The organism is Psychrobacter sp. CAL346-MNA-CIBAN-0220, from assembly GCF_040309805.1.
Lineage (GTDB): Bacteria > Pseudomonadota > Gammaproteobacteria > Pseudomonadales > Moraxellaceae > Psychrobacter.
Genome location: NZ_JBEOPF010000202.1, coordinates 1 through 277, shown reverse-complemented (window position 1 = coordinate 277; position 277 = coordinate 1). Strand labels below are relative to the sequence as shown.

Sequence of the window (277 nt, the reverse complement as noted above, 5' to 3'; positions counted from 1 at the left end):
AAATTGACTAGAGACGCCACGAACGAAAATTGGTTTCATAAATTGTTCGCAACTTTGTTAACCCATAAAATGCCATTAACAAAGCCGCTCAGCCGATGATAATTAGGTCTCTTCAGAGAACAAATCACCACCGTGCACATCAATCATTTCAAGGGCTTTACCACCGCCACGAGCAACACAAGTCAGCGGGTCGTCTGCGACCATCACCGGAATGCCCGTTTCTTGCATTAATAAACGGTCTAAGTCACGCAATAATGCACCACCGCCGGTTAAGACC

The 277-nt window shown here is 45.8% G+C and carries 1 protein-coding gene; it reads right to left on the bottom strand.

The genetic code is table 11. The annotated features are described in order from the left end of the window. Positions 1 to 102 precede the first annotated feature (102 nt). Positions 103 to 277 (bottom strand): rod shape-determining protein (locus AAEY88_RS13325; RefSeq protein ID WP_350563156.1); only part of this gene is annotated, 175 nt, incomplete at its 5' end.